Origin of the sequence: uncultured Pelagibacterium sp. (assembly GCF_963972885.1) — a bacterium.
Lineage (GTDB): Bacteria > Pseudomonadota > Alphaproteobacteria > Rhizobiales > Devosiaceae > Pelagibacterium > Pelagibacterium nitratireducens.
In genome coordinates, this window is the sequence record NZ_CAXAXY010000010.1 from 1 (window position 1) to 25,913 (window position 25,913).

The 25,913-nt window shown below is 63.7% G+C and carries 22 protein-coding genes; 9 read left to right on the forward strand and 13 right to left on the reverse strand.

The window, feature by feature from the left end; translation table 11 throughout:
- The coding region (locus AACZ55_RS03325; protein WP_339643017.1) for a CoA-transferase at positions 1 to 630 on the reverse strand (630 nt) is incomplete at its 3' end.
- Positions 631 to 743: 113 nt separating this feature from the next.
- Between AACZ55_RS03325 and pcaQ the strand changes: the two genes are divergently transcribed.
- On the forward strand, positions 744 to 1,661 hold the full coding sequence (gene pcaQ / locus AACZ55_RS03330) for a pca operon transcription factor PcaQ (protein ID WP_339643020.1): 918 nt from the start codon (positions 744 to 746) through the stop codon (positions 1,659 to 1,661).
- 2 nt (positions 1,662 to 1,663) lie between these two features.
- Here the strand turns inward: pcaQ and AACZ55_RS03335 are convergent, their stop codons facing one another.
- On the reverse strand, positions 1,664 to 2,080 hold the full coding sequence (locus tag AACZ55_RS03335) for a VOC family protein (protein WP_339643023.1): 417 nt from the start codon (positions 2,078 to 2,080) through the stop codon (positions 1,664 to 1,666).
- A 26-nt stretch (positions 2,081 to 2,106) separates the two neighbouring features.
- On the reverse strand, positions 2,107 to 2,706 hold the full coding sequence (locus tag AACZ55_RS03340) for a DUF2062 domain-containing protein (protein ID WP_339643026.1): 600 nt from the start codon (positions 2,704 to 2,706) through the stop codon (positions 2,107 to 2,109).
- A 212-nt stretch (positions 2,707 to 2,918) separates the two neighbouring features.
- On the opposite strand from AACZ55_RS03340, the gene AACZ55_RS03345 reads away from it, so the two are divergent.
- A complete protein-coding gene (locus tag AACZ55_RS03345; RefSeq protein WP_339643029.1) occupies positions 2,919 to 4,424 on the forward strand; it encodes an inorganic phosphate transporter in 1,506 nt (501 codons plus the stop codon).
- Between the two features lie 157 nt (positions 4,425 to 4,581).
- Here AACZ55_RS03345 and AACZ55_RS03350 read toward each other — a convergent pair whose 3' ends face one another.
- The gene (locus AACZ55_RS03350) at positions 4,582 to 5,073 is read right to left on the reverse strand and encodes an NUDIX hydrolase (RefSeq protein ID WP_339643032.1); all 492 of its coding nucleotides are present in this window, start codon (positions 5,071 to 5,073) and stop codon (positions 4,582 to 4,584) included.
- A 194-nt stretch (positions 5,074 to 5,267) separates the two neighbouring features.
- Between AACZ55_RS03350 and AACZ55_RS03355 the strand changes: the two genes are divergently transcribed.
- From AACZ55_RS03355 to hrpB, 4 genes are all read left to right on the forward strand, one after another.
- A complete protein-coding gene (locus tag AACZ55_RS03355) occupies positions 5,268 to 6,779 on the forward strand; it encodes an ATP-binding protein (protein WP_339643035.1) in 1,512 nt (503 codons plus the stop codon).
- A gap of 199 nt (positions 6,780 to 6,978) precedes the next feature.
- Positions 6,979 to 7,893 carry an ROK family protein gene (locus AACZ55_RS03360; RefSeq protein ID WP_338607761.1) on the forward strand — a complete coding sequence of 305 codons (915 nt, stop codon included), beginning with the start codon at positions 6,979 to 6,981 and terminating at the stop codon, positions 7,891 to 7,893.
- Positions 7,886 to 8,605 carry a copper homeostasis protein CutC gene (locus AACZ55_RS03365; RefSeq protein ID WP_339643039.1) on the forward strand — a complete coding sequence of 240 codons (720 nt, stop codon included), beginning with the start codon at positions 7,886 to 7,888 and terminating at the stop codon, positions 8,603 to 8,605. Before AACZ55_RS03360 ends, AACZ55_RS03365 begins: the two co-directional genes overlap by 8 nt.
- Before the next feature lie 48 nt (positions 8,606 to 8,653).
- Complete coding sequence (gene hrpB / locus AACZ55_RS03370; protein ID WP_339643042.1) at positions 8,654 to 11,104, forward strand: ATP-dependent helicase HrpB; 2,451 nt, start codon at positions 8,654 to 8,656, stop codon at positions 11,102 to 11,104.
- Positions 11,105 to 11,245: 141 nt separating this feature from the next.
- On the opposite strand, the gene AACZ55_RS03375 is transcribed toward hrpB, so the two are convergent.
- The 6 genes from AACZ55_RS03375 to iolC all read right to left on the reverse strand — a co-directional run bounded on the left by AACZ55_RS03375 (position 11,246) and on the right by iolC (position 20,715).
- Positions 11,246 to 13,882 carry an EAL domain-containing protein gene (locus AACZ55_RS03375; protein ID WP_339643123.1) on the reverse strand — a complete coding sequence of 879 codons (2,637 nt, stop codon included), beginning with the start codon at positions 13,880 to 13,882 and terminating at the stop codon, positions 11,246 to 11,248.
- 342 nt (positions 13,883 to 14,224) lie between these two features.
- Positions 14,225 to 15,022, reverse strand: coding sequence for a 5-deoxy-glucuronate isomerase (gene iolB / locus AACZ55_RS03380; RefSeq protein ID WP_339643044.1), 798 nt, complete (start codon positions 15,020 to 15,022; stop codon positions 14,225 to 14,227).
- 221 nt (positions 15,023 to 15,243) lie between these two features.
- Positions 15,244 to 16,137 carry a myo-inosose-2 dehydratase gene (gene iolE / locus AACZ55_RS03385; protein WP_339643047.1) on the reverse strand — a complete coding sequence of 298 codons (894 nt, stop codon included), beginning with the start codon at positions 16,135 to 16,137 and terminating at the stop codon, positions 15,244 to 15,246.
- A 333-nt stretch (positions 16,138 to 16,470) separates the two neighbouring features.
- Positions 16,471 to 16,770, reverse strand: a complete 300-nt coding sequence (locus AACZ55_RS03390; RefSeq protein ID WP_339643050.1) for a GIY-YIG nuclease family protein — start codon at positions 16,768 to 16,770, stop codon at positions 16,471 to 16,473.
- A 190-nt stretch (positions 16,771 to 16,960) separates the two neighbouring features.
- Positions 16,961 to 18,805, reverse strand: a complete 1,845-nt coding sequence (gene iolD, locus AACZ55_RS03395) for a 3D-(3,5/4)-trihydroxycyclohexane-1,2-dione acylhydrolase (decyclizing) (RefSeq protein ID WP_339643053.1) — start codon at positions 18,803 to 18,805, stop codon at positions 16,961 to 16,963.
- Entirely contained in the window at positions 18,802 to 20,715 is a 1,914-nt protein-coding gene (iolC, locus tag AACZ55_RS03400; RefSeq protein WP_339643056.1) for a 5-dehydro-2-deoxygluconokinase, read from the reverse strand. The genes iolD and iolC overlap by 4 nt, the downstream gene beginning before the upstream one ends.
- Before the next feature lie 245 nt (positions 20,716 to 20,960).
- Here iolC and iolG point away from each other — a divergent pair, with 245 nt between their 5' ends.
- Positions 20,961 to 21,974 carry an inositol 2-dehydrogenase gene (gene iolG, locus AACZ55_RS03405; protein WP_339643058.1) on the forward strand — a complete coding sequence of 338 codons (1,014 nt, stop codon included), beginning with the start codon at positions 20,961 to 20,963 and terminating at the stop codon, positions 21,972 to 21,974.
- A gap of 110 nt (positions 21,975 to 22,084) precedes the next feature.
- Here the strand turns inward: iolG and AACZ55_RS03410 are convergent, their stop codons facing one another.
- Complete coding sequence (locus tag AACZ55_RS03410) at positions 22,085 to 22,747, reverse strand: DUF1236 domain-containing protein (protein ID WP_339643061.1); 663 nt, start codon at positions 22,745 to 22,747, stop codon at positions 22,085 to 22,087.
- Positions 22,748 to 22,942: 195 nt separating this feature from the next.
- Complete coding sequence (locus AACZ55_RS03415; protein ID WP_339643064.1) at positions 22,943 to 23,356, reverse strand: class I SAM-dependent methyltransferase; 414 nt, start codon at positions 23,354 to 23,356, stop codon at positions 22,943 to 22,945.
- A gap of 112 nt (positions 23,357 to 23,468) precedes the next feature.
- Here AACZ55_RS03415 and AACZ55_RS03420 point away from each other — a divergent pair, with 112 nt between their 5' ends.
- A complete protein-coding gene (locus tag AACZ55_RS03420; protein WP_339643067.1) occupies positions 23,469 to 23,900 on the forward strand; it encodes an Rrf2 family transcriptional regulator in 432 nt (143 codons plus the stop codon).
- Between the two features lie 96 nt (positions 23,901 to 23,996).
- Here the strand turns inward: AACZ55_RS03420 and AACZ55_RS03425 are convergent, their stop codons facing one another.
- Complete coding sequence (locus tag AACZ55_RS03425; protein WP_339643070.1) at positions 23,997 to 24,860, reverse strand: MurR/RpiR family transcriptional regulator; 864 nt, start codon at positions 24,858 to 24,860, stop codon at positions 23,997 to 23,999.
- Between the two features lie 262 nt (positions 24,861 to 25,122).
- Between AACZ55_RS03425 and AACZ55_RS03430 the strand changes: the two genes are divergently transcribed.
- The gene (locus AACZ55_RS03430; RefSeq protein ID WP_338607747.1) at positions 25,123 to 25,908 is read left to right on the forward strand and encodes an ATP-binding cassette domain-containing protein; all 786 of its coding nucleotides are present in this window, start codon (positions 25,123 to 25,125) and stop codon (positions 25,906 to 25,908) included.
- Positions 25,909 to 25,913: the final 5 nt, after the last annotated feature.

A 25,913-nucleotide genomic window follows, 5' to 3' on the forward strand; every position in this document is an offset into this window, starting at 1 on the left:
GTTGGGGTGCATGCCGGCAAAATCGGGCACGATCTCTTCCACCGTCACCACGACCCTTTTCGCCGCCAGCGCCACTTCCTTTTGCACCCCCACAATGCCCTCGATCAAAACATCGCCCTTTTCATTGGCCTTTTGGGCATGGATGAAGGCGACGTCCGGGTTGTGCGCCGGCACCGTCGCCAACTCTTCCCCGGTATAGGGGCAGGTGATCGATTTGATGTCGGGATTGACCTTTGGCAGGTCGGCGCCCTTGTAGCCGCGAAACACCGCGCAAGGCAGGCCGGCGGCGCCCGCCGCATAGGCGTTGGCCATGGCCGCATGCGAGTGCTCGACGGTTTCGATGGCGCGTGGATACTGGTTCTCGATGGCATCGCGCATGCGGCGCAACAGCCCCACGCCCGGATTGCCAGCATAAGAAAAGATCACCTTTTTCGCCATGCCCATGCCGATCATCTGGTCATAGACGATATCGGGCGTCATGCGGATCAGGGTGAGGTCCTTGAACCCCTGCCGGATCGCTTCATGACCCGCCGCATGCGGGATCAGATGCGTAAACCCTTCAAACGCGACCGTATCGCCATCGCTAAGGTTCTCGCGCACCGCCTGTTCGAGCGGCATGATTTTGCTCATTGGTCTCCACCCCGGAAAACAGTTCTATAACCGAAAGCGCAATAAACACTGGCAGAGAGGCGCGGTAAAATGATAAATATGGGGAAATATATAACCATATAGAATATATCGGTATGCCGAACCTCGACCCCCGCATAAAACTCCGCCATCTCTCCTGCTTTGTCGAAACCGATAGGCATGGCGGCGTCGTACCCGCCGCCGAGGCTCTGGGCCTGTCCCAGCCCGCCATTTCCAAATCGCTGGCCGAACTCGAGGATATTCTCGGCGTCGCCCTGTTCGACCGCTCCCGCCGCAAGCTGGCGCTCACCGAGTACGGCGCGCTGTTCCTGCGCTACGCCAATGCTGCCCTCGCTGCCCTGCGCCAAGGCGTTGAATCGGTATCGCTCGCCAGCCATGCCGATGCCGTGGTGCGGCTCGGCGCGCTGCCGACCGTCGAGGTCGAAGTGATGCCGCGCGCCGTGGCGCGCTTTGCCCTGGGTCCGCTCGCCGCCCGCCTGCATGTGGAAAGCGGGCCCAGCCCGCATCTTCTCGGTCTGCTGCGCACCGGCGCCATCGATCTGGTGGTTGGTCGCATGCCCGCGCCGGACGTCATGGCGGGCCTCACCTTCGAGCACCTCTATTCAGAACCCCTGGTTATCGCCGTCCGTCCCGACCATCCGCTGCTCGCCGCGCCCGAGCCGTCCCTGCGCATGGTCGAACCCTTCCCCGCGCTCGTCCCCCCGCGCGGCGCCATCATTCGCCAGACCGTCGAAACAGTACTCCTCGCCGCCGGCATCGCGCGCCTGCCGCGCGAAATCGAAACCGTGTCCAATTCGTTCGGCCGCGCCTATGCGCTCCTTGGTGATGCGGTCTGGTTCATCTCCCGATCGGTGGTCGCCGCCGATCTGCAAAGCGGCGCGCTGGCCGCCCTTGATGTCGATATGTCCGCCAGCTACGGCGCCATCGGCATCACCACCCGCGCCGGCGCCGATCTCGACCTGCCCACAACTGCCTTCATTGCCGCGGTTCGCGAGGTGGTCAGCCGACGATAGAACTATTTGGCAAACACCCCGGCAAAGTCTGCAAAGCCCTTTACCTCGATCGGATTGCCCGACGGGTCGGTAAAAAACATGGTCCGCTGTTCGCCCGGTTCACCCTCGAACCGCACAACCGGGGGAATGTCGAACGCAATCCCCGCGCCCTCGAGGCGATTGGCCAGTGCCTTCCAGTCTTCGAGCGGAAGGACCACGCCCAGATGCGGCATCATCACCATATGATCGCCCACCTTGCCGGTGCGGGTCGTTTTGAACGGCTCGCCCAGATGCAGCGAAATCTGATGCCCGAAAAAATCGAAATCGACCCAGGTTTCGGTTGAGCGCCCCTCGGCGCATCCCAGCACGCCGCCGTAAAATCGCCGCGCCGCGTCCAGGTCGGTCACGTGATAGGCGAGGTGAAAAACCGATTGAGTCACTCTATCTTCTCTCCATGTCTTGAAAATCAGCCCCGCACCGCGTTGCGCGGCGAGGTCTGGCCCTGCCGTGCCCGCCGCCGCTCCAGCCGGGCTTTGCGCGCCCGCTGGAACCCGCTCACCAGCCCGCGCACGATCACGTAAAAGAACACCCAGCAAAATAGCGCAATCGGCAGCGCGCCGATCATCATGGTTTGGAACAGCGGTAGAATGGCCCCCAGATCGAGCGAGAACAGCCCGCCCGAAAGCGCCGTGGTGTCCGCGTGACGCATCACGGTGGCCGGATCGTCGGGAAACAGCGCTGCCCGGATCGCGGAACCGAATTGAAAGCTGAGCGAAAAAAACAGCGGGAAGGTGATGGGATTGCCCCAGGCGGTGCCGATCGCCGCAGCCAGCATGTTGCCGCGCGTCACGAACGCCAGAATGAAGCCCAGAAAGAAATGCACCCCGATCAGCGGAAACACCGACACCGCCGCGCCCGAGGCAACGCCGGCCGCGATGGCGTGCGGGCTCGCCGTCAGCCGCAGCACGCGCTTTTGCAGATAGGTCAGATACCGCCTGATCCCCATGCGGGGCCAGACCGCATTCCGCAGCCGCGTCTGCCAGTCCTTCTTGCGTCTGGTGTCCATTAAGGCTCGGCGCCCTCCGTTTCGGGCCAAATGGTAAACCCAATTGAGGGCTTACGACCAGACAATTGCTAACGGGTGTGGCGGTTTTGCGCAGACGCGGTAAAACAGACCTCAACGGGCGCCTTTTGTGACGAAAACGTCACAATCGCTGTGGCCAAGCCGATCCATGTTCGATATGGCCAGAACAGACCGACAAGCCTTCCAGGAGCCCCATGGCCAAGCCAGCCATCGACAAGGACTTAAAGCGCGTCAGGCAGTTGCGTGAGGCGACCCACGACAGCTCACGCGCCATGGCCGCGCCGGGCATTGCGCTGGTCTTTTTGCTCGCCGCCCTCGTCTGGGCCAGTTTTGCCGTTTCCTCGGGTCCCCTGAGCTATCTGGTCATCATCGCCACGGTCATCGCCGCCTATATGGCGCTCAATATCGGGGCCAATGACGTGGCCAACAACATGGGGCCGGCTGTCGGGTCCAAGGCGCTCACCATGACCGGCGCACTGGCCATCGCGGCCATCTGCGAGGCCGCAGGCGCGCTTCTGGCCGGTGGCGACGTGGTCAGTACCATCTCGCGCGACATCATCGTGCCCGGCGCTCATATCGACGGCACCGCTTTCATCATGGTCATGATGGCTGCACTTTTGTCCTCGGCGCTCTGGGTCAATCTTGCCACCATCATCGGCGCTCCGGTGTCCACCACCCATGCGGTGGTTGGCGGCGTCGTCGGGGCAGGGGTCGCTGCCGCCGGCTTTTCTGCCATCGTCTGGCCCACCATCGCCAAGATCGCCGCAAGCTGGGTGATTTCCCCGCTCATGGGCGGATTGCTGGCTGCGGTCCTGCTCACCATCGTCAACTTCACCATCCTGCGCGAAAAGGAAAAAATCGTTGCCGCCCGGGTCTGGGTGCCGGTTCTGGTGGGGGTGATGATCGGCGTTTTCGCCATGTATATGTCCATGAAGGGCCTTTCGCGCGTCTGGAAGCCTGAGGGCCATATCGTGCTGCTGATCGGGCTCCTGGCCGGGGGTATCGGCTGGTTCGCCGCCCAGCCCTGGGTGCGGGCGCGCACCGCGGGTATGGACAATTCCAACAAGCAGGTCGGAACGCTCTTTCGCCTGCCCCTGATCTTTGCGACCGCTCTGCTGTCCTTCGCCCATGGGGCCAACGATGTGGCCAACGCCGTCGGCCCACTCGCCGCCATCGTTTCGGCCGTGCAGCAGGGCGGAGAGGTTGGCGGTTCGGTTTCCCTGCCGATCTGGGTGCTGGCCATCGGCGCGCTGGGTCTGGCCCTGGGGCTGGCGCTGTTCGGGCCACGCCTCATCCGCACCGTGGGCGAAAAGATCACCAAGCTCAACGAAATCCGCGGCTATTGCGTCGCGCTCTCGGCCGCGTCCACTGTGCTGGTTGCCTCGGCGCTCGGCCTGCCGGTCTCCTCGACCCATATCGCGGTGGGCGCCGTATTCGGCGTGGGCTTTCTGCGCGAAGGGTTTTCCAACCAGAACATCCGCAACAAGGCCGTCAGCCCTGAAGGTGTCTTCCTGCGCACCGACCATCTCAACAGAACCGCCGAAGAGGCCGTCGCCAATTACCAGAAACGCCAGCGGCGCTACCTGGTCCGCCGCCAGCACGCCTTCTCCATCGGCGCCGCCTGGGTCATCACCGTCCCCGCCGCCGCGCTGCTCGCCGCGGGCATATTCTGGGGCATGGTTCTTCTCTTCGGGCTTTAGTCCAGCCCGCCGGCGCGAGGCAAAAAGCCTGGCCCGTCATGCCTTCTGCGGTGCGCGCCGTGAGACAGAACCGGACGAAGCGAAGCTGAGGACCCCGGCCAATTTTTTGGCCGCGCCGTCGCAGGCGCAGCGGAAGGCATAGGGCGGTCTTAGCCCGTCATGCATTCTGCGGTGCGCGCCGTGAGACAGAACGAGAATTCTCCCTCTGCGCCAGCGCCAGGGCCACATCGGCCAGCCCGTCATGGGTGATCAGTCGCTTGGCTTCGGGCAGAACCGCCCAATGGCGATAGCGCTGGCCCATTTCCTTCCAGTCCTCGCGCTGGTCGGTGACCAGCAGCGCAAACATCTTGACCTCGATGGGTTGGGGCCGCTCTTCGGTTACCGGCAGGAAATATGAGCCAATGGGGTTCGTTTCGATCTCGCCCACCACGCCCGCTTCCTCAAAGGCTTCAAGTTCGGCGCTTTCCCATGGCGTCTTGCCCTCCATCTGCCGGCCCTTGGGGAAAATCCACTTTCCCCGTCCGCGCGAGGTGATGAGCAGCACCACGACCTGCCCGTCTACGATCTTGTAGGGCAACGCACCAAATTGCGGCCCAACCGGCTCGAAAGGGGGCCTGGAGAAAAAGCGGGACCAAAGGCGCATGGGCATCGGGGACGACTCCATCCGGAACAAAGCAAAGCCTAGGCCGATTTGGCCGAGTCGGTCAAAGCGGAACGCGAATGGCTGTGAATCGATGCAAGGGGGTTGTGCAGCCCGCTTTCCCCAATGCTAAGATAACTGCGTTCGGCTCTCCCGAGTCCCACCGCGAATCACCAACCAAACCCCGGAGCAGGCAAAAGGCGATGACCGTCGAAATCGACATGGGCACGACAAAAACGGCGACGCCCGCAAAGCTCGATCTCGAGGAATTGCTGGCCACCCGCCTGCTTGTGCAGGGCAATTCCGGCTCGGGCAAATCCCACCTTTTGCGGCGCCTCCTCGAACAGAGCGCCCCCTGGGTGCAGCAATGCGTCATCGACCCCGAGGGCGATTTTGTGACCCTGGCCGAGAGGTTCGGCCATGTGGTCGTCGAGGCCGACCGCTCCGAACATGAATTGACCCGCATCGCCGGCCGCATCCGCCAGCATCGCGTTTCGGTCGTCCTTTCGCTCGAAGGGCTGGAGGCCGAAGCCCAGATGCGCGCCGCAGCCGCTTTTTTGGGCGGGCTTTTCGATGCCGATCGCGATTTCTGGTATCCCATGCTGGTCGTTGTCGATGAAGCCCAACTCTTTGCCCCCTCCTCGGGCGGCGAAGTTTCCGACGAGGCGCGAAAACTTTCGCTCGGCGCCATGACCAACCTCATGTGCCGTGGCAGAAAGCGTGGCCTGGCCGGCGTCATCGCCACCCAGCGCCTTGCCAAGCTTGCCAAGAACGTCGCCGCCGAAGCGTCCAACTTTCTCATGGGCCGCACCTTCCTCGATATCGACATGGCCCGCGCTGGCGATCTGCTCGGCATGGACCGGCGCGGCACTGAAATGTTCCGCGATCTCGAAAAGGGCAATTTCGTTGCGCTTGGCCCCGCGCTCGCCCGCCGCCCGCTGCCCATCCGTATCGGTGCGGTCGAAACCAATGCCCGCTCCACATCGCCCAAGCTGATGCCTCTGCCTGATACCGGTGCCGACGCCGCCGATCTCATTTTCACCCCCGGCGCCGAGGAAGAAACCCGCCCCCTTCCGCGCCGCACCGTCCAGCCCGCGCCGCGCCCCACGGCCGATATTCTGGCTCAACTGAGCCAACCCGCCCCCAAGGCGGACCCCGAGCCGGCAAGCCTCTTCCCCGAGATCGACGAGGCCGAGCGCGCCGCCCTGATCGATGCGGTACTGGTCGAAATCCTCGAAGACCCGGACGCTAGCTTCCGCTCGGTCGCCGTGCTTTATCAGGATTTCCTGGTCCGTTGCCGCATCCGCCGCGTGCCGGGCACGCCGCCCGATCTCAATGACTTCAAACGCCGCTTTGCCGTCGCCCGCGCCGGTGTCGATACAGCCGCCGCCGAGTCCGACGTCTGGAAAACAGCCCTCGATCTGGCCCGCACCCTGCCCGAAGATCTGCAGGGCGTGTTCCTCATGGTTGCCCGCGCCGCTGTTGAAAAATTGCCCTGTCCATCCGACGCGACGCTGGCCCGCGCCTATGGCTCGCACTCGGCCTCCCGCGCCCGGCGGCTCCTGACCTATTTCGAGGATCGCGGCCTGATCGTTCTGCGCGAGGATTTTTCCAACCGCCGCATCGCCGCCTTCCCCGACCTCGCCTGTGAAACCGCCCCCGGCGACGCCAACGCCCCGGCCGAAAGCCCCGACGGCAGGGCCGCTGCGGAATAGTCCGGCCTTTCCCAACGCCCCGCCTTTTTGCTCCACGCTTCCCCCTCTGTCATCCCGGGCGAAGACCCGGGATCCAGTACCCCCAGCGTCCATGACTGTTGTGCCAACCTCGCCCGTTCGCACCCGCCAAAATCGCCAAATCTCCGCTTTTGACGAAATCTCCCCTTGCTCATGCGCCATCCCCCGCTAGGTTCGCCCCATGATCCTTGCACTCGACATCGGCGGCAGCGCCATCAAGGCAGCTTTTGCGCACGATGCCCGCTCCATCGTGCCGATGGGCCGCATCGAAACCCCGCGCAACGATTTCGCGGCCTTTGTTGAAACCCTGCGCGGCATTCTGGCCGGGGCGCCCGAGCGCCCCGATGCCATCTCGATTTCCATCTGCGGGGTCGTCGATATCGAGACTGGCAAAATGATCTGCGCCAACGTGCCCTGTATCGATGGCCGCGTTCTCGACGCCGATCTGTCAGAAGCGCTCGAACTTCCCGTTTCCATCGCCAACGATGCCGATTGTTTTGCCCTGGCCGAAGCCGGGCTTGGGGCAGGGCAGGGGCATGACGTCGTGTTCGGCATCATCCTGGGCACCGGTGTCGGTGGCGGCCTCGTCGTCGAAGGCCGTCTCGCCAACCGTCGCGGCGGCTATGCCGGCGAATGGGGCCACGCAACCATTCTCGCCACGACCGCCGGCGATCCGCCGCTCGCCATCCCCCATTTCCAGTGCGGCTGTGGCCGCATGGGGTGTGTCGATACCGTGGGCGGGGCGCGCGGGCTGGAAAAGCTGCACATGCATTTGACCGGCCAGGCCCGTGACAGCCGCGAAATCGTCGTCGGCTGGGCCGGACGCGACGAAGCGGCCAGCCGCACCATGGACGTCTATGTCGATCTGGTCGCCGCCCCGCTGGCTCTTGCGGTCAACATCACCGGCGCGTCCATCGTGCCCGTCGGTGGCGGCATGGCCGGAGCGCCCGGCCTGATCCCCGCACTCGACGCCGCCGTGCGCGCGTCCATCCTGCGCAAGCTCGACCGCCCGCTGATCGTCCCCGCCCAATGCGCCACCGAACCCGGCCTTGTCGGCGCCGCGCTTTTGGGGCTGGACAGGTTCGCCTATGCCTGAACCCATTCTTGAAATCTGCGTCGATGACGCCGCCGGCCTCGCCGCCGCAATATCCGGCGGCGCCGACCGCATCGAACTCTGCTCCTCCCTTGCCCTCGGTGGCCTCACGCCCACCCCCGGCCTGATGGCTCTCGCTGCCACGTCCCCCATTCCCGTCTACGCCATGATCCGCCCACGCGCCGGCGATTTCGTCTTTTCCCGGGACGATGTGGCGACCATGGAAACCGATATCGACGCTGCCCGCTCAGCCGGTCTCTCCGGCGTGGTCCTCGGCGCCACCCATCCCGATGGCAGGCTCGATACCGCAATCCTTGAGCGCCTTGTCACCCGCGCCAGCGACCTTGGTCTCACTTTGCACCGCGCCTTCGATCTGGCTCCCGATTTCCCCGCCGCCATCGATACCGCCATCGATCTGGGGTTTGAGCGCATCCTCACCTCCGGCGGCGCCCCCCGCGCCATCGACGGGCGCGACGCCCTGCGCACCATCATCGCCCACGCCGCCGGCCGCATCGCCATCATGGCCGGCTCCGGCATTACCGCAGACAACGCCGAAATCTTCCTCGCGCTCGGCCTCACCGACCTCCACGCCTCGGCCAGCCGCCCAATCGAAACGCCCACCGGCCGCGCCGCCGATCTGGGCTATGTCGCACCGGGCATGAAGCGCACCGATGTCGAACTGGTGGCCGCGCTCAAGCGGGCGATGACGGCATAGGGGCGGTCCGCCTTGCGCCCGGCCGCATTTCCAGCGACATAAGCTGGCATGCACCCGACCGATCCCTTGCCCATCGACACCGTCCTCCCCGCGCTCGTATCCGCGCTTGAGGACAATGGGCGCGCCGTCCTTGTCGCCCCACCCGGCGCGGGCAAGACGACCCGCGTGCCTTTGGCCCTGCTCAATGCCCCATGGCGCGCCGAGGGCAAGATCATCATGCTCGAACCGCGCCGCCTTGCCGCCCGTGCCGCCGCGCGCCGCATGGCCCAGACGCTGGGCGAACAGGTCGGTGAAACCGTGGGCTACCGCGTCCGGCTCGATACGAAAATCTCGGCAAGAACCCGCATCGAAGTGGTCACCGAGGGCGTCTTTACCTCCATGGTGCTTGACGATCCCGAACTGACCGGCATCGCCGCCATCCTGTTCGACGAATTTCACGAACGCAGCCTCGATGGCGATCTCGGCCTCGCCCTCACCCTCGATGCCACGGCCCTGCGCGAGGATTTGCGCATCCTCGTCATGTCGGCAACGCTCGATGGCGCGGCGGTGGCAACCCTGCTCGGCGATGCCCCTGTCATCGAAAGCCAGGGCCGCGCCTTCCCCGTCGATACCCGCCATATCGTCCCCGACGCCAATGCGCGCATCGAACACGCGGTCACCGCCGCCACCCGCCGCGCGCTGGCCGAGGAGACCGGCTCGATCCTCGTTTTCCTCCCCGGCCAGGCCGAAATTCGCCGCACCGCCGAAGCGCTGTCACCGATCATTGGCCCCGACACCGACATCGCTCCCCTTTACGGCCAACTCACCCCCGCCGAACAGGATCGCGCCATCCAGCCCGCCGCGCCCGGCCGCCGCAAGATCGTGCTTGCCACCGCCATCGCCCAGACTTCGCTGACCATAGAAGGCGTGCGGATCGTTATCGATTCCGGCCTCTCCCGCCTGCCGGTCTATGAGCCCAATACGGGCCTGACCCGGCTCGAAACCCGCCGCGTTTCCCGCGCCAGTGCCGATCAGCGCCGTGGCCGGGCAGGGCGCACCGAACCGGGCGTGTGCTACCGGCTCTGGCACGAGGGTCAGACCCAAAGCCTTCCGCCCTTCGATCCGCCCGAAATCCTGCAGGCCGATCTGACAAATCTGGTTCTCGATCTCGCAAGCTGGGGTGTCACCGATCCAACTACCCTTGCCTTCCTCGATTCCCCACCGGCCCCCGCATGGTCCGAGGCTGTCGATCTTTTGCAAAATCTCGACGCGCTTGACGCCGCCGGCCGCATTACGCCCCACGGCACTTTGCTGGCCAAACTGCCCCTCCACCCGCGCCTCGGCCACATGATCGTGCGCGCCGCGACCGAAGGCACGGCCATGGATGCGGCCCTGCTCGGAGTGCTCGCCGGCGAACCCGGCCTTGGCGGCAACGCCATCGATCTCGCCGACCGCTTCGAGCGCCTGCGCCGCGACAATTCCAAACGCGCTGCTGAAGCCAAAGCGCTCGCCACCCGCTGGTCCAAAGCCGCTGGCGGGGCGAGCCAGCTTTCCGGCGCCGATCTGGCCCGCCACCTCGCCCGCGCCTATCCCGACCGCGTCGCCCAACAGACCGGCCCCGGCCGCTTCCGCCTTGCCAATGGCCGTCAGGCCCGCATCGATGAGACCGAGCGTCTGGCGCGCGAAAAATTCCTCGTCATAACCGAAATGACCGGCGCCGCCGCCAGCGCGCATATCCGCACCGCCATCGCCATCGATCGAAACGACATTGAGGATATCTTCTCAAGCCATATCCAAACCGCAACCGAACTGGCCTTCGATCCCACAGCCCGCGCCGTCCGTGCCCGCCGCCAGCGCCGCCTTGGCGCCCTGCGCCTTGAAGATGGTACCGCCGCCATCGACGATCCCGCCGCCGCCGCGCCCATGCTGGCCAAAGGCATCGCGCAGATCGGCGTTGAAAAGCTTCCCTGGACCCGCGACCAGCGTACCCTGCGCGAGCGCGCCGGCTTCCTCCATCGCACCATGGGCGCCGATTGGCCCGACCTTTCCGACGCGGCGTTGGCTGAAAACGATGCCGCCTGGCTCGTCCCCCACATCGCCGGCCTGTCGCGCCTCGACGCCATCACTGCCGACCACCTCTCTGCCGCCCTGTTCGATCTCTTGCCCTGGGACAGGCGCGCGCAAATGGAAACGCTTCTGCCCTCCCATTTCGCCGTCCCCTCGGGGAGTTCCATCCCTATCGATTACGCCGCCGAGAACGGCCCTGTGCTTGCCGTGCGCGTCCAGGAGCTGTTCGGGCTCGACACCCACCCCGCCATCGCCGGGGGCAAGGTGCCCCTCTTGCTCTCGCTGCTCTCCCCGGCCCATCGCCCCATCCAGACCACGCGCGATCTCCCCGGCTTCTGGCGGGGTTCATGGTCCGATGTGGCAAAGGATCTGAAGGGCCGCTACCCCCGCCACTACTGGCCCGACGACCCCCTCGCCGCCCAGGCCACTAACCGCGCCAAGCCGAAAAGCTAGGGGCTAGGGTGCGGGGGACAGGTCAGGGCTGAGCGAAAGCGACGCTTTTCGAGCACCGGAACGGAGCGTACTTCCAGTACGTGAGTACCGGAGCGCAGGAAAGTGCCGCTTGCAGCCGGCCATCACCTGAACCCCCGCACCCTAGCTCGCCTTGCGCCAGCTCTGGCTGGTCACGAACTGGGTTATCGCGTCCCCATCCATGGGTCGGGCAATGGCATAGCCCTGCAGCGCCGAACAGCCCATATCGGCGAGAATTGTGGCGTGCTCGAAGCTCTCCACACCCTCGGCAATCGCCTCGATTCCCAGCGACGTGCCGATTTCGATGATCGAGCCGACCAGCCGGCGCTGACCGGCCGAACTGGTGATCGGCATCACGAGCTGCCGGTCGATCTTGAGCCGCGTCGGGCGCAATTGCAGAAGCGAGACGATCGAAGCGTATCCTGTGCCGAAATCGTCGATCTCGATGTCGATGCCCAGATCCCTGATCTGGTCGATATTGAACGAGACCAGCGTGTCGCGCTCGTCGAGATAGATCGATTCGATCAATTCGAACGACACCGTGCCCGGTTCGATCTCCAGCGCCTTGAGCGTATCGATCAGCCCCTCGTCATTGAGCCGCCGCGCCGAAACATTGACCGAAACCCGCGGCACGCTTAGCCCTGCCGCCTTCCATTTCCTGTGCTGGGCCAGCGCCTGCTCGAGGATCAGCTTGTCGATGGCCGCAACCACGTTGAGGTCCTCGGCAATCGCCATGAACGCATCGGGCGTCAGCATGCCCCTTATGGGATGGTTCCAGCGCGCCAGCGCTTCCATGCCAACGATGTCGAGGGTCTTTGCGTCCACCTGAGGCTGGTAGAACGCGACGAATTCGTTGTTCTCCAGCCCCGACAGGATATCGTCGGCCACACGCTTGGCGGTGATGATTTCGGCCTGCAATTCTTCCGAGAAAAATTCGGCCCGGTTCCGGCCACGCTCCTTGGCGCGATAAAGCGCGATATCGGCATTGACCAGCACCTGTTTGGCCGGCGTTGTCGAAACATCACCGCCCGCAATGCCGATCGAAACGCCGAACCGGCATTCATGGCCCTGGTAGGAGACCGGCTTGCGCATGGCGGCGATGATCCGCTCGGCCATGGCGCGCAATTCGGCATCCGATTTCTCCCCGATGCACAGGATCACGAATTCATCGCCCCCGATCCGCGCCACGAAGTCCGATGGCCGCACCGAGCCCCTGAGCACTTCGGCCGCATGGATCAGCATGGCGTCGCCCGCGGCATGGCCCAGCGTATCGTTGATCTGCTTGAAGCGATCCAGATCGATATGCTGGATCGAGACATAGCCCCCGTCGTGCGCGCTGCGCTTGGTGTGCATGTCGAGAATTTCGTCAAGATAGCGCCGGTTGGGCAGCCCGGTCAGCGGGTCGTGCATGGCGTTGTGCTCGATGCGCGCCTTGGCGGTCTCCAGCTCGAAATTTTTCGCCTCGGCCTGCGTCTTGGCCCGCAGCAGCGCCTCTGACAATTTGGCGTCGGGCGTTGCGTCCCAATTGACCCCCACGATGCGTGGAGCGGTTCCCTGATCCTGATAGACCGAGCCGATCGCCCTGATGTGGCGCGTTTCGCCCTCGGGGGTCACGATGCGGTAATTGGACAGGTACTGGGCGCCCGAGCGGATGGATTCATTGAAGTCACGCTCGGCGCGTTCAAGATCGTCCGGATGCAGCCTGTCGCGCCAATGGGTGTAGTCGCGCTCGCCGCCGTCGCACGGATGGGCGTAAAGCTCGTTCATACGGTCGTCCCAGGACAGGTGGCCGGTGGCGATGTTCATTTCCCACACCCCGACCTGCGAGGTGGCCAATGCCAGCTCCAGCCGGCGCGACAGCCGTGACAACTCGCTTTCGCGCCGCCGCTGCTCGATCATCCGCCGCCGGCGTTCCTCGTTGAGCCGGCCCAACAGAACCAGCGGCACAAGGATCAGCGCCGCGGCCAGCCCCATCCCGACCCGCAGCACCACTGTGTTGGGCGGATTGACGCTCCAGCCCCCGTTGGGGATGGCCGATATGATCCAGTTGCCCGATGGCAGCAACACCTCGGCCCGCACCGGATCGCTGTCCAGAACCGCCGCGTCGCCATAAAACACCGCTCCGTTGTCCGCGTGCCCGTCACGGCCGGAAATGGCTATTGAGAGATCGGCTTCCATGGCGTCCAGACCGCTCTCCTGGTAGAGCCTGTCGGCGTCGATCACCGCCGAAACAATGCCCCAGAAGCGCTCCTCGCCCGTCCCGTTGCGATAATAGACCGGGTAGCGTCCGATAAAGCCGCGTCCGCCCTGCACCAGATGCACTGGCCCGGCCAGCACGATTTCGCGGCTGTCGCGGGCCTGCATCGCCGCATCGCGCTGTTCGGCGTTGTCCCGGTAATTGAGCCCCAGTGCCGCCTCGTTGTCGGACAGCGGATAGACCATGCGCACCACGAAGTCGGGCGCCCCCGCAATGTTGATGATCTGGCTGCTCTGGTTGAACAGATAGGCGGAAAGCGCGGAAAACCGCGCCTGGCCCATATAGGGTTCGGTGGCGATGACCCCGACCAGCCCGTGGATCAGTTGCAGGTTGGAATAGACGTTGCCCTCGAGCTGGGCCCGCACCAGCCCGAGCTTGTCGAGCACCGCGGCGCGCTGCGATTGCGCGTGGATTTCCCGGTTCTGGTAGTCGGCAAAGCCGGCCGCCACCGCGATCACCACCACGGCCATCAAAGCAGGTATGTTGCTGGCGCGCGCGAGCACGCGCCCCAATTGCCTGATCCTGCTTTGAATCGTGCCTGCCAAAATGCCTTGCCCCCTGCACCGGTCTTTCGGTCAAAGGAAAGTGTTACGGCCAAGGACTTAACACGCCCTTTAAGGGCCATCGTTTGCTGACTTTCCAGGCGATCGGCGGGCAAGGCCAGCAAGACTGTAACAACCCCCAACACCTCACCCGACGTCATCCCGGCCTTGAGCCGGGATCCAGTACACTCAGCGTCGACGGCTCCATCCGGGACGCTGATTGTACAAGCCCCCGGCCCAAAGGCCGGGTTGACAAATGGGGGGTGGCGGGTCGGAGCCTCCCGCATAAGTGCCGGTTAAAACTCAGCCTCCCAGAAGCCATTCATGCTCGGGCTGATTGTGAAATTTCCAACGCCTGTGCGGCCCCGCCATCACGTTGAGGTAGTAAAGATCATACCCGTGGATCGCCGCGCAGGGGTGATACCCCCTGGGCACCAGCGTGGTCACCCCGTCTTCGATCAGCAATGTTTCATCGAGCGAGCGATCGTCGGTATAGACACGCTGGAAGGCAAAGCCCTGATGCGGGTTGAGACGGTGATAATAGGTTTCCTCGAGGTACGACTCCTCGGGCAATGCGTCTCTATCGTGCTTGTGCGGCGGATAGGACGATGTGTGCCCGCCCGGCGTTATCACCTCGACCACCAAAAGACTGTCCGCCACCCCATCGGTTTCGGGCAGGATATTGGTGACATGGCGCACATTGGTGCCCTTGCCGCGCACCTCCTGGCTCATCGCGTCGGGACCGATGACGTTCACCGCGCGGTGCGAAAGGGCAGGGGCCGAACAGACGGCCAGTTCGACCTCGGTTTCCGCCGTCACCGACCAGTCCGAATGCCCCGGCACATAGACAGCCGCCGGCTTGCCGTCGAATGGGCTCTTGCGTTCGCCCATTTTGCCCAGCGTCTCGCCTCCTGCCGTCACGCTCCCCGTGCCGGACACGAAAACCAGGCAGACCTCCCGATCCCCCGTCGCCGCCGAAACGCTTTGCCCGGCGGTCAGCTTATGCAGCGCAAACCCCACATACCGCCACCCGGCACTTTGAGGCGTCACATCGATCACCTTGCCGGTATTCCCCGACGGTTTGACGAGCAGTTCGGACATTGCCTTGCTTCCTTCTCTCTTGCGGTCCCGGCCTCGGCCTTTACCTCGCCACCGCTGTCATCCCGGACCTGTTCCGGGACCCAGTAACCGGCAGCGCTGGCGGCTCCTGCCACGGCCCATCCTCCCCCTCGCTGCCCCGGGCTTGACCCGGGGCCCATGTGCGCCGCTACGCCCCCCAGTGCCTCTCCAATCCACGGCCGCCTTTCCCGGCCCGGAACGCCTTACGCGGCCACCGCGAACCCGGCCCGCTCCAGCACCGCGCGCAAATGCCCATACCCCATCTTCGCATACGTCAGCGGATGGGCTTTTTCGGGATCCTGTTCGGCCTCGACCACAACCCAGCCCTCATAGCCCTTGAGTTCGGCAAACACCGAGGAAAAGTCGATCAGCCCATCACCGGGCACCGTATAGACCCCGGCCAGCACCGATTTGAGAAAGCTCCAGTCCTCCGAGTTCGATTTGAGCATGATTTCGGCGCGCACATCCTTTGTGTGCACATGCGCGATGCGGGAGAAATGATTGCGCGCCACCCGCGCCGGATCGCCCCCGCCCCATGTGACGTGCCCGGTGTCGAGCAGCAGATGCACGGCATCTCCGGTCGAGGCCATCAGCCGGTCGATCTCCGCTTCGGTCTGAACGATCGTCCCCATGTGATGGTGATAGACAAGATCGAGCCCGTAGGCCTGCTTGAGCTTGAGCGCAAACGCGGTCAACCGCATCCCGAACCGGGGCCAGGTGTCATGGGGCAAGATCGGCCGCTCCGACAGCGGCGTCTCCATCTGCCCATGGATGGCATTCGATGTCTCGCACACGATCATCACCGTGGACCCCATGTCGCGCAATAGCGTCGCATGAGCCGCAGCCGCCTCGATCTCGGCGTTCTCGTCGCGAACCAAAAGCGCGGTCGAGTACCACCCCGAAACCAGAGAATGCCCATGGGCATCGAGCACCGGCCGAAGCGCTTCGGCCTCACGCGGAAACTTGTTGCCCAGCTCCATCCCCGTAAACCCGGCCTCCCTGGCCTCGGCCAGACACACCTCCAACGGCGTCTCCCCGCCAATCTCGATCATGTCGTCATTGGACCACCCGATAGGATTCGCACCGATCCGGATCATTTTTCTGTCGTCTTTCTCATTGTGTTCACAAACCTCTCCTCCCCATCTCCGTCATCCCGGGCGAAGACCCGGGACCCGGTACCTGGCAGCGCCGGCAATATGTACCTCGTTCGTAACCCCCTGCGACTGCAACGTCACCGAGTGTACTGGATCCCGGATCAAGTCCGGGATGACCGTGGAGGCGAGGCAAGCGTGTACGCCCAACTCGGCTTCCGTCGCTTTTCACCCGTTTCTGTCTTCCCCAACCCATCCTCCCCACCCCCGTCATCCCGGGCGAAGACCCGGGACCCAGTACCCCCAGCGCCGGTGGTTTAAACCGTGCATCTCCCGGCCTTACGGCTGGAGGGCAGCAAACCGGTCATCCCAGTTGGGATTGTCTTTTTCGATCAGTTGCACCTTCCAGCTTCGCCGCCAGCGTTTGATCCGCTTTTCCTGCGCGATCGCCGCATCGATCGTGTCATGCGCCTCGAAATAGACCAGCCGGTCGACACCATAGCGGGCGGTGAACCGATCTGCTTTCCGCTCCTTGTGTTCGGGAATCCGCCGGAACAGATTGTTGGTGACCCCGACATAGAGTGTTCCGCCGATCCCGCTGGCGAGGATATAGACGTAATAGTGCCGCTCATCGATCATCGTTTCCCTCAATCGCCGAGCATACTGGATCCCGGATCAAGTCCGGGATGACCGCGGAGGAGAAACGAGCTTTGGAAAAATAGCTGCGGCCTTCGCAAACCGGTCGACCCTCTTTTCCCCAAGCGTGCCTCCCCACCTCCGTCATCCCGGGCGAAGACCCGGGATCCAGTACACGGCAGCGCCAGACATATCACCCGATCCGCTGCCCCTTGATCTTGTCCTCATACTCCGCCCGCTTCGCACGCACATCCGCCCGCTCGGACACCTCGGGCACCGCAACGTCCCACCAATGCCCGCCGGCCTCGGTCGCGACCAGCGGGTCGGTATCGATCACCACCACATTGACCCCGCCGCGCGCCCGCGCCTCGGCCAGTGCGGTTTCCAGCTCGGAAATCCCTCCAACCTTTTGCGCATGGGCCCCCATCGCGCCTGCATGCCCCACAAAGTCGATATCGGGCATCGCCTCTCTGCGCACATCCTCGAACAGATTGTTGAAATTTTTGCCCCCGGTCGCCATTTGCAGCCGGTTGATGCAGCCGAACCCGCGATTGTCGAGCAGGACGATGGTCAGCGCCAGCCCCATCATCACGGCGGTCGAAAGCTCGGAATTGGCCATCATGTAGCTGCCATCGCCCACCATGACGACAACCTCGTCATTGGGCCGCGCCAGCCTCACCCCCAGCCCCCCGGCAATCTCGTAGCCCATCGTTGAAAACCCGTATTCGAGGTGATAGCGCCCCGGGCTTTCCGCCTTCCACAACTTGTGCAACTCCCCGGGCAATCCCCCCGCCGCGCACACGACGATTGCGTCCCCCATCGTCCGCTGGGTCGCCCCGATCACTTGGGCATCCGAGGGCAGGGGCACATTGGTCGCCGCCGTCACGGCATCGGCCGCGTCCAGCCATCCGCGTTTGCCCTCGTTGGCCGCATCGCGCCAGCTTTGTGGCGCCCGCCATGGCCCCAGCCCGTCCCCGAGCGCCTCGAGCCCCACCCGCGCATCGGCCAGAAGGGGCATCGCCCCATGCTTGCCCGCATCGATCGCCGCAACGTTGAGCGCCACAAATTTCACACCCGGATTCTTGAACAGCGCCCACGATCCCGTTGTGAAATCGGCCAGCCGCGTTCCCACGGCCAAAACCACATCGGCCTGTTCCGCCAATTGATTGGCCGCGCTCGTCCCGGTCACGCCCACCGATCCCATATTGAGTGGATGGGAATGGGGCAGGGCCGATTTCCCCGCCTGCGTTTCCATCACCGGAATATCGTGCGCCTCGGCAAATCGTACCAACACATCGCTGGCCCCCGAATAGAGCACCCCGCCACCGGCGATCAGCACCGGCTGTTTCGCGCCCTCGATGGCCGCAACCGCCCGCGCCAACTCATCGGCATCGGGCCGCACCCGGCGTTGGGTGTGCACCGTCTCTGCAAAAAACGAGACTGGATAATCATAGGCTTCCGCTTGCGTATCCTGACACAGCGCCAGCGTCACCGGCCCGCACTCGGCCGGATCGGTCAGAACCTGCAGGGCCCGCCGCAGCGCCGGCATGATCTGCTCGGGCCGCGTGATGCGGTCGAAATATCGCGACACGGGCCTGAAACAATCGTTTGCCGAAACCGTCCCGTCGGCAAAATCCTCGACCTGCTGCAGCACAGGATCGGGCCGCCGGTTGGCAAACACGTCGCCGGGCAAAAACAAGACCGGCAGCCGGTTGACATGCGCCATTGCCGCCGCGGTCACCATGTTGGTCGCCCCCGGCCCGATCGAGCTTGTGCACGCCATCATCCGCCGCCGGAAACTGGCCTTGGCAAACGCAATCGCCGCATGGGCCATGCCCTGCTCGTTATGGGCGCGATAGGTCGGCAGTTTCTCGCGCACGCCATAGAGCGCCTCGCCCATGGCCGCGACATTGCCATGCCCGAAAATCGCCCACACCCCGCCAAACAGCGGCACTCGTTCGCCTTCGATCTCGGTCATCTGCGCCGCCAGAAACCGCGCGACGGCCTGCGCCATGGTCAGTCTGATCGTTTCGGTCATTGCTCCCGCGCCTCCCATGCATCCACCAGCGCCCCGAACCGCTCGGCCATATCGGCAACCGCTTCGCTATCGTCCATCTCCCCAGCCAACCATTTTTCGGCGGCACCGGCAAAGATCGTCCGCCCCACGGCAAATCCTTTGACACTTGCCGATCCCGCCGTTGCCTTGAACGCCGCTTCCAACGCGTCGGCCGGCGCATCGAGCCCCAAAAGCACCACCCCGCGGCACCAGGGATCGTTGACCTTGATTGTCTCATCGATCAGCGCCCAGGCGCCCGCATCGGCCTGTGGTTCGAGCTTCCACCAGTCGGGCTTGATCCCCGCCGAATAAAGCTCGGTCAGAACCCGCGGCACCGTATCGGCCTCCATTGGCCCGTTCTTGCCCGCTATGATTTCGATCAGCACCTCGCGCCCCACGCTGCGCGCCGCATCGTAAAGCGCACCCAGCTTTTCGGTCTGTTCAAGCCGCATATCGTCGGGATCGTCGGGATGGAAAAACGCCAGGCATTTGATGGTATGGTCCACCGGCCATTCGACCAGCCGGCTGCCCATGTCTTGTGAAAATTCGAACTTGAGCGGCCGCGACCCGGGCAGTTCCACCGGCCGCCCGATCCAGAAGTCGGGCACTTTGGCCGCCGCGAACAGCGCCGCGCGCCCGTATTTTTCATCGAGCAGCATCCCGAACCCGTCGCGCCCGTCGGCCACCTTGGCCGCCGCCTCGACGGCCAAAAGCTTGAAGCCGGCAATCCGGTCCCGGTCGGCTCCGGCCCGCTCCGCCATCTCCTCGAACTGGCTCCGATGGTCGATGGCCAGCGCCTTGAGGCTCGCATACGCCCTGCGCCGCCCGGTCGTTGCCCAGTGAATGTGGTTGAGCACCCGATCCTTGCGCAGCGCGGTGTATTCGCTGCCCTGTTCGAGGAAAAAGCTCAACTCCTCGAAACTGGGGATTTCCGGCGAACACAACAGCCGCGACACCGCAAACGCCCCGCAGGCATTGGCCCAGGTCGCACAGGTCTCCAGCGTCTCCCCGCGCAGCCAGCCGCGCAAAAACCCGCTCATGAAGGCGTCCCCGGCCCCCAGCGTGTTATAGACTTCAATGGGGAACCCTTTGCCCACGATGCCATCTTCGATATTGTCCGGGATCGCGCCATCATAAACGATGCACCCCATCGGGCCGCGCTTCAGGACGATCAGGGCGGAGGAGACCTGTCTGATCGCCCTGAGCGCGGCATCCAGATCGGTCTCTCCTGAGCCGATCAGGATTTCCTCCTCGGTTCCCACGATGAGGTCGCAATGGGGCAGCACCGATTTGAGCCGCTCGGACACCGTGTGCGAACGGATATAGCGCTCCTCGCCCGCACCGTGCCCGGCCAGCCCCCAAAGATTGGGACGAAAATCGATGTCGAAGATCACCTTGGCGCCATAGCCCTTGGCAAAAGTCATGGCGATCTTTTGCGCCGCCGAGGTGTGCGGCCGGGAAAAATGGGTGCCCGTCACCAGCACCGACCGGGCCCGCGCGATGAAGTCCTCGGAAATATCACCCTCGGTCAGCGCCATGTCGGCGCAATCCTCGCGATAAAAGATCAGCGGAAAACGCGCGTCGTCCTCGACGCCCAGAATGGCCAGCGCCGTCAGCCGATCCTTGTCGGTGACGATCCCCTCGGTCGAAGCGCCCTCGCGGGCCATCTGTTCGGTGATGAACCGCCCGAAGGCTTCATCGCCCACCCGTCCCAGCCAGGCCGATTTGAGCCCCAGCCGCGCCGTGCCGATGGCGATATTGGCCGGGCACCCGCCCACCGATTTGGCAAAGCTTGCAACGTCCTCGAGCCGCGCGCCGATCTGCTGGCCGTAAAGGTCGACCGAGGCGCGCCCGATGGTGATGACGTCGAGCGTCTTCTCCCGCTCTTCCATGGCGCTGGCCTCCCGCAATCCAGACGATTAGTCGTCGCCTTTCTAGATAGCCTCGATTGAAACATCAATTCCGAAAATCTGTCAATTCGGAATATATGTTCCATTTTTCCGATTGCATTCCACCGGCGGGTGAAGCAAAAAGGCAATTGTGCAAATGTTGGCCAACAACGCGGTCAACATCGCACAAGTCCATAGATTTTACAGCCAATGTTGCGTTTGTTGGCTGCGCATTTCGGGAGGGTTTCATGCTGCGTTTCGGAATTCTGGGGGCGGGCCGCATCGGCAATGTCCACGCCCGCGCCATCGCGTCCTCGGGCCGCGCCATCGCGTCCTCGGGCCGCGCCACCGTCGGCTATATCGCCGACGCCATGCCCGACGCGGCAGAAAAACTGGCCGCTGTCGTCGGCGCAAAGACCGCATCCGTCGAGGACATCATCGCGTCCTCCGACATCGATGCCATCCTCATCGCCACCCCCACCGACACCCATGCTGACCTGATCGAACAGGCCGCCCGCGCCGGCAAGGCCATCCTGTGCGAAAAGCCGGTATCCCTTTCGGTCGAGCGGATCGAGGCTTGCCTGCAAGTCGTTGAAAAAGCAGGCGTTCCCTTGATGATCGGCTTTCACCGGCGCTACGATCCCAACTTCGCTGCCCTCGAAAAGCGCCTGCGCTCGGGCGAAATCGGCGATCCTGAAATCATCACCATCACCTGCCGCGATCCGTCTGCACCCCCCGTCTCCTATATCGAGCGCTCGGGTGGGCTCTACCGCGACATGATGATCCACGATTTCGACATGGCCCGCTTTCTTTTGGGCGATGAAGAGCCGGTCGCCGTCCACGCCCTTGGTGGCGTCCTCACCGACCCCGAAATCGGTAAGGCCGGCGATATCGACACCGCCAGCGTCCAGATGCAGACCGCTTCGGGCAAGATCGTCGTCATCACCAATTCCCGCCGTGCCACCTATGGCCACGATCAGCGCATTGAAGTCCATGGTTCAAAAGGGCTTTTACGCGCCGCCAATATCCACGACACCACGGTCGAGCTCGCCAATGACGCCGGCTGGATCCAGGACAAGATCCCTTTTTCCTTCGTCGAGCGTTATCAGGCCGCCTACACCGCCGAAATTCACAAATTCCTCGATTTTCTCGAGCAGGGGGAAGCCCCGCGTGCCTCGGGCCATGACGGGCTGATGGCCCAGAAACTGGCCGAAGCCGCCAGCGAGAGCCTGAAAACCGGGCAGGTGATTTCGGTCAAATAAAAGGGGCGGCCTTAAGCGCGATCAGAAAAAGTTGCAGACTTTTTCGGTTCGATCGCGCGACAAAAAAGGGCGGCCCCGCCGGGCCGCCCCACTTTCTCGGTCATCCGGTTTTAGCGGAAGACATAAACGATTTCCCGGCTGGCCGGGTCGATCAGCACCGGCTGACCGTTGATATAGACGTAGTCATATTCGTAGTCCGGGATAGCCTCGGCCGTCACCGTTTCGGGCACCTGAGCCCCGACCACCACTTCACCTTCCAGATAGACCGGCTCCATGGGGTTGGACGTCACATAAGTGCGCGCGCTTTCCGGCGGATCGACGACAACACCGGCCGTCGCGCCCAGCCCGGCACCGATAGCGGCCCCAACGGGCCCACCGATCAGGGCACCGGCAATCGCGCCACCGGCCGCGCCGGTCACCGTCGAATTGGCGGTTGTGGAGGGTTCGGCAACGCCCACCAGTTCGGGCGGACGTTCGGTCAGAACGATAGGCTCACCCTGAGCCTGGGCCGCGACGGTCAGATAGTCGGAATAGGCATAGCCCATGGTGCCGTCATAATCGATTTCGCACCACATCGAATCCGCCACACAGCCGGTCACCGTGGCGCTGTCGCCCGAGGCGATCACGCCCACGGTTTCAAACTGCGGGCCGGGGCCCGAGCGGATGTTGAGGTCGGTCGTTGCGGTGGCCGTGGCGGTCTGCGCCAGCGCCGTTCCCGTCATCAAAAGTCCGGCTGTTGTTGCCAGAACTGTTTTTGCAAGAGCGTTTTTCATTGTTCGTACTCCGTTGCTTGGGCGAACAAACCTCTTTCCGAAGCCGGCGCGATGGCCGGTCCGGTATTGGCTTGTTCTGTTTTTCCCCGCGGCAACCGAACGGGACAGGAAACACTTGGTTCCACACAGCAATAGCATTGAAAAACAATCAAATTTCGGTGTGCTGCGCATGCAACACGATGGCATACCTCGCTTTCAAAGGGAGACAGGGCGCCCGTCGACCCACAGCTGCCCGTCTGGTTTGAGCACCTTGGCAAGCACCGCGTGCGCCTTCAGGCCCGTTTCAGGATGGCGCCCGTCGAGTGCGCCCACGCGCACCGCCACGGCCAGATCGAACGGCGCCTCTCCGCGCTCGAGCGTAAGATCCTCGATTGCTATTTGCCGGAATTCGAGAAGGCCCGCCGCCATTTCCTGCACCGATCCGGTTCGCGCCAATGCGATCGCCCTGGCCGACCGGTCGATGGCCACCACCTTGCCCGTCCCCATGCGCCGAGCCATCTCGCGCGCCATCACGCCCGGCCCGCAGCCGATTTCCAGCACGCGCATGTCCGGCGCCAGCGGCAATGCATCAACTATGGCCAGCAAGCGTCCTGAAATGGTGTTCCCCATGCTCACCCCCCGTGTCGGGACAAGGATTGCGCTTGGCGCGACGCTGCGCAAGCGGCCCGGCAATTGACGCAGGCTCACCCGCCGGGCTAGGTCAACACCAGAGGTAAAGCCCATGCGCACCGACAACCGGCTCTCCCGCATGCTCCATGTGTTGATCCACATGAGCAAGATGGAGGGAGCAGCGACGTCAGAAACAATGGCCAGAATGTTATCGACCAATCCCGTGGTCGTGCGCCGCACCATGGCGGGGCTGCGCGAGGCGGGCTATGTCACCTCGTCCAAGGGCCACAATGGCGGCTGGGAACTGGCGACGCCGCTCGAAAAGATCACGATGGCCGATATCTACCGCGCGTTGGGTTCACCCGAAATGTTTGCGCTGGGCCTCGCCAATGACGATCCAAAATGTCTCATCGAAAAAGCCGTTAATGCCCGCATCGGCGATACTCTGGCTGCCGCTGAGGCCATGATTGTCGACCGGTTCGGATCGATGACCCTGGCTGAAATCCGCGACGATTTCGAAAAAGGCATGGCCGCCATCAGCTGAATGTCGATTGGTCCTAACCCTCGCCCCTCCGGGTAGAGGGTGGTCGGCAGACCGCTGAGAGGGCCTTGAGCGATCGCGGTTCTCTCCGCGTTGCCACTACACCCCTTTTTCCTTGCGCCTGTCGGCCAGCGCCACGGTCAGCGCCATGGCCAGCGTCATGGTCGCGCTCATCGACCGGAACCCCTCGAAATCGGCTTCGGCCACCTCGAACCACGCCTCGGCCTGCGAGGCCAGCGGCGAAAAGATCGAGTCGGTGATCGCCACCACCTTGGCGCCCGCCTCGCGCACCTGGGTGGTCAGCGCCAGCGTTTCGCTGGCATAGGGTGTAAAGCTGATGGCGATGGCGGCATCCTTGCCGTTGGCGAAATTGGCCTGCTCGGCCGCCAGCCCGGCCACCGCATCGATCAGGATGGTGCGAATGCCCAGCTTGCCCATGGCATAGGCCATATATGAAGTCACCGGAAACGAGCGCCGCAGCCCGATCAGGTAAACGGTCTGGGCCGCCTCGAGCACGTCGAGCGCCCGCTCGAACACCGCCGGATCGTGCCGGGCGGTCAATGCCGAGATCGAGCGCAGCGAGGCTTCGGCGAACCCCTCAAGGATCATGGATGGGCGCGGCGAGCCTTCCCCGTGCTCGCGCAATTGCGCCATGCGCTCGTCATAACCAAGCACCTGGTCGCGCAGCCGCGAACGAAACACTTCCTGCAGTCCCGAAAAGCCCTGATATCCCAGTGCCTGGGAAAACCGCACAAGCGTCGAGGGCTGCACATGGGCCTTGGCGGCAATCGACGCGGCGGTGCCAAAGGCGATCTCGTCGGGATTGTTGAGCGCATATTCGGCCACCTGGGTCAGCCGGCGCGGCAACTCTTCCCAGCGCGCCAGAACGCGCTCGCGCAAAGCCGCGAAATCGCGCGGCACATCGATCTGCTCTGCGCTGTCCATCGCCTTGCTGCGCCCCATGCTCGGATTCTCCTGATCTTATCCCCAGCCGGCCCGTTGCATCTATACTCGTCCAGCCATTGTCCCCGGGATTTGCCCGGGCGCCTTTTCGCCGCAAAACGGCGCTGAAAACCTGATTTTTCCCGCTCTTTGGCCACCAATTTTCCTCGGTCCGGTTCGATTGGGCCTTGACGCATTCTGCACGAAATGGAATAAACATTCCACAAATATAAATAGTGCACCAAGTGTTCTATTTGTGGGGAGCAGGAGGAGGGAGAGGAAGATGGCCGAAACCGGCACGGCACTTCTCGAAGCGCGCGGCATCGCCAAGTATTTCGGCGCCATCACCGCGCTGGACGACGTCAATTTCCACGTCGGTCACGGCGAGGTGTTGGGGGTTGTGGGTGACAATGGCGCGGGTAAATCCACGCTGATGAAAATCCTCTCCGGGCTCTATCAGCCCTCGAAAGGCGAGCTGATTTTCGATGGTCGCCCGGTCCATTTTTCCAGCCCCAAGGACGCCCGCGGCAAGGGCATCGAGATGGTCTATCAGGACTTCGCGCTGGCCGGGAACATGCCCATCTATGAAAACATCTATATGGGCCGCGAGCCGGGCAGAAGGCTCGGGCCTCTGACCATCATCGACCACAAGAAGGCCCGCGAGATGGCCCAGTCCCATCTCGATAATCTCCACATCCACGTCAAATCGGTGTCCCAGAACACCGAGGATCTCTCGGGCGGCCAGCGCCAGGCGGTCGCCATCGCGCGCGCCACGGCGTTCGACGCCCAACTCGTCATCATGGACGAACCCACCGCCGCCCTTGCCATCAAGGAAGTCGGCAAGGTGCTTGACCTCATCAAAAGGCTGAAAGACCGAGGGGTTGCCGTGATCGTCATCTCCCACCGCATGGACGATATCTTCTATTGCTGCGACCGGGTCATGGCGCTCTATCAGGGCACCAACTTCGCCGAAAGCGAACTCGGCGACACGTCCCGCAACGAGGTCATCGGCTGGATCATGGGCACCAAGGGACACACCGAATCCCTGGCCCACGACAGGCTGCACTAGGGCAG